The organism is Lutimaribacter saemankumensis (genome assembly GCF_900100005.1).
GTDB classification, from domain to species: Bacteria; Pseudomonadota; Alphaproteobacteria; order Rhodobacterales; family Rhodobacteraceae; genus Lutimaribacter; species Lutimaribacter saemankumensis.
In genome coordinates this window covers 1-3181 of the sequence record NZ_FNEB01000033.1, presented here as the reverse complement: position 1 = coordinate 3181, position 3181 = coordinate 1, and the positions used below count along the sequence as shown (strand labels likewise).

Annotated in this window: 3 protein-coding genes and 1 pseudogene; 1 reads left to right on the top strand and 3 read right to left on the bottom strand. The window is 60.6% G+C overall.

The genetic code is table 11. The features are described from left to right. From BLT50_RS18760 to BLT50_RS18750, 3 genes are all read right to left on the bottom strand, one after another. Positions 1-1256: hypothetical protein (locus BLT50_RS18760; RefSeq protein WP_139170597.1), on the bottom strand; the 1256-nt coding region annotated here is incomplete at its 3' end. Positions 1257-1415: 159 nt separating this feature from the next. Further along, positions 1416-1616 (bottom strand): helix-turn-helix domain-containing protein, encoded by a 201-nt coding sequence (locus BLT50_RS18755; protein WP_090030821.1) that lies wholly within the window; start codon positions 1614-1616, stop codon positions 1416-1418. A gap of 217 nt (positions 1617-1833) precedes the next feature. Beyond that, on the bottom strand, positions 1834-2646 hold the full coding sequence (locus tag BLT50_RS18750) for a hypothetical protein (RefSeq protein ID WP_090030819.1): 813 nt from the start codon (positions 2644-2646) through the stop codon (positions 1834-1836). Between the two features lie 305 nt (positions 2647-2951). Between BLT50_RS18750 and BLT50_RS18745 the strand changes: the two are divergent. Next, a pseudogene (locus BLT50_RS18745) lies at positions 2952-3181 on the top strand (IS6 family transposase); the annotation flags it as partial.

The following is a 3181-nucleotide window of genomic DNA, read 5'->3' as shown; positions in this document are numbered from 1 at the left end:
GGGCGTTGCAGGTGACGCTCGATCTCCAACATCGACAGGTTGGAAACTCGCAGAGGGCAGTAGAGCAGAATGCCAATGGCGATGGCATCCTCCCGTGCCCGCAGCGCTTTATAGCGGCGCTGGCCAAGCGGGCGCGCCATGACCTGCTCCGGCAGATGCAGCAGACGCCGCAGAACGTCCGGGTTGCGCAACACGCGCAAACGGTCGCGGTTCTTGGCCGTCATACCGCCCGGATAGTGCACGGCAAGGCGCGTCTTATACTGTGTGAGGATGCGAACTGTCTCTTCCGGCAAGCCCAGATGGGTGGCGATGGTCAGAAGAAGTCCCGCGGTATCGCTGATTGACGCGCGCGTCGCGCCACCGTTGCGCTCCAACATATGCCGCAGCCCCCGTTCCACATGGGCTGGCTGCAGCAATACGTCCAGCGAAGAGAGCTCTTCGGCCGCAACCCCGGCCCCAACAACGTGACTGGCAAAGCGCAGCAACATGAAGCGATACGTGGCTGCGGACGAGGCGGCGATCGGGCGGAGCGACTTCCCGGTCGCAAGCGGGTCCGGCCTCAGGCGCATCTCGAGATACCTGTCGACATCCTTGATAAAGTCGGCGGCGTACTCCGTCTCTGGCAGCATGACCCGCTTTGACCTTGACGGAAGGTCCAGCCGCTGGCGGGGCCACTCCGGCAATCGATCTCCGGCACGATTCCAACCCATGATGGCGTCTCTGTAGGCCACCTCGGGATTCTTGCTGATCTCGTTCCGCTCGACCGCTTCCAGAAACAGAAGTGCATGGTCGTTGTTCACATCTTCGGGCGCGATTCCAATACGGTCGAGAAAAAAGACAAAGCGCGGCAAAGAACTCAGAAGGCTCTTGTCCTTCGAGGCCTGCACAACGCTCCAGAGGCTGCGCCAGGCCGGCGAAAGATTCTCGGGCCGTCGCTGGCGCTTTGTTGCAATTCCGCAGGCGACCATCGCGCTGCGTGCGTTGCTGACCGCGTTCTGCCAGGTCTTCCGGGTGACGCCGATGGCAGCGGGGGCAATGCGCGCGAGCCGTGGCTGCAACCACCGCGGATCGGCTGGAACCTGGGCCGGCGTCCGGTCGAGCGCCTCGGCCACGCGGCGCAAACCGGAGATGAGATCCTTGCGGCGAGCGACCGTGAGCGTGCTGTTTGCGCCGAGCTGGTCCATCAGCTCGGCAAAGCTGGGTGTGGAGGGGGCAACGAAGATGGCGTCGAGGGAAATTGCGCTGTGTTCTGTCATCGGGTGGCTCGCTTTCTGGTCAGCTTGGGACGCGGGTGGACAGGTGGGGACACGTGGGCCTGGTCGGGAATACTCTACACTATAAACAAACGCGGTTTTGCCGGACGGGTCTTCCCGACGGTATGTCAAGACATTGACTTTATTGGACATTGCTAGCCACTAGGCCCAGCTGCGATGCGTGCGACGATAGGCTGCGTGCGCCTCGGGATGGATGCGCAGCAGGCGCTTCCCGGGGCCAATGCGAATGGCCTCGAGATCGCCAGAGGCAATTGCCCGGCGCACGGTCTTCTCGCTGACATTGTCGAGGCGTGCGATGTCACGCACCGTCAAAAGGGGAGGGGTCTTGTTCGATTTGGTCATGGCTGTCGTCCAGATTGGGTTCGTCATTTGCCGCACCCCACTCCCGTGCCGCGACCTCGCCGAAGAGCCGCGCCAGCGCCACGACAACAGCATCTACCGCAGCCCTGGAGCTTTGATCGGTCGTGTCAGGGATCTCTGTGGGTACGTTTGGCATGGCGCGACCATCGCAGCCCTGCGCCCAATCTGCCCAAGTGTATTGATGTGGCAGCGCCCGCTCTTACTTCAAGGCGGGATAATCCCCGTTCCTGGCGATGCTCGTGCGCGCGATCTTGATGTCGCCGATGATCGTCTCGCCGCTGATGAGTTGAGGGGGGTCTGTCACCAGCCGGAGAACATCCTTGATCAACTCCACAAGGGGACCCGTCCGTTGGTCTCGGGTCAATCTCGCATCTGTCGTGAACGAGAGTTGCCAACCGGCATCCAGAGCGACGTAGCAGCATTGCTGGACAACAAAACGCCGTCTGCTGTCATACTCATTCCTGCGGTTGTCTGGGACGAGCACCTTGCGCGCGACGTTCAATGTGACCGGGATATGCGGCCCCGAAATCGCCAGGTCCCGGGTCCCTGTGCCCCAGATTGCCTCGGGCGGCCCTGCCATGTGGACTGCGTCGGACGAGTCTTCCGGCATCGGGACGAAGTATGGCAACGACAGGGCCGCAAAGACCTGGTTGAGGACGCCAATGTCGTCCAACAGAGGATCGGCCCTGAGGCGCTCCCTGTTGAAAGCCCTTTCCAGGTCGCGCTGTACCCGGGAGCGGCTGATACGAACGAAGGTTACGTAGCTCCCGACATCGAGCGCGTTGCCGACAAGCAGCGAGAGTTCGTTTACATGCTCCGCGCTCAGCCCGTGCTTCTCTGCAAGCGTTCTCTGCTCCTCGTCCCTGAAAATCCCCGCTTCCCGATAATCGGCAATCCGGAACGGCATATCGGTCGTCCTTGCCCAATCACTCGGCAGATAGATCGAATAGTCGTCCGGCGTCTCACACGAAGACGCCCTTTTGTTCTTCACGGGTCGCTCGACATCAGCCATGGCCGATCTCAACACCCCCTATCACGTAGGTCCAGCATAACTTCAGCGTACGGATCAAAACGAGGTGGTTGTAAGCTGGTGCGCGCGTAGAGTTATCGCAATATCCGAGCGTAATGGAGCTGGGTGATGAGGCCAGGATTCCGGATCATTTAGTGAACGTCTGCGACTTTGGTCGATAACTCTGCAGTAACTGGGACGTTGACATAGCTGTCTGGGGACTTCCGGAAAAACCTGCCTAAAGCAGCATCGGTATTGTCAGAGGAACTTGTCTTGAGGAGGGGCAGGGCGCTGGCTAGCGTCCCTGCATGACCAAACGCTCGCCTTTCAAGTATTTCAAAACCAGCCCCGAGATCATCCGCCTGGCAGTGATGCTCTATGTCCGGTTTCCGCTGTCACTCAGAAATGTCGAAGACCTGCTCCACGAGCGGGGCATCGATGTGAGCCATGAAACCATCCGGTTCTGGTGGAACAGGTTCGGGCCGATGTTTGCGTCGGAGATCCGCCGGCGGCGTGTTCAGCAGCTGCGAGCCTTTTC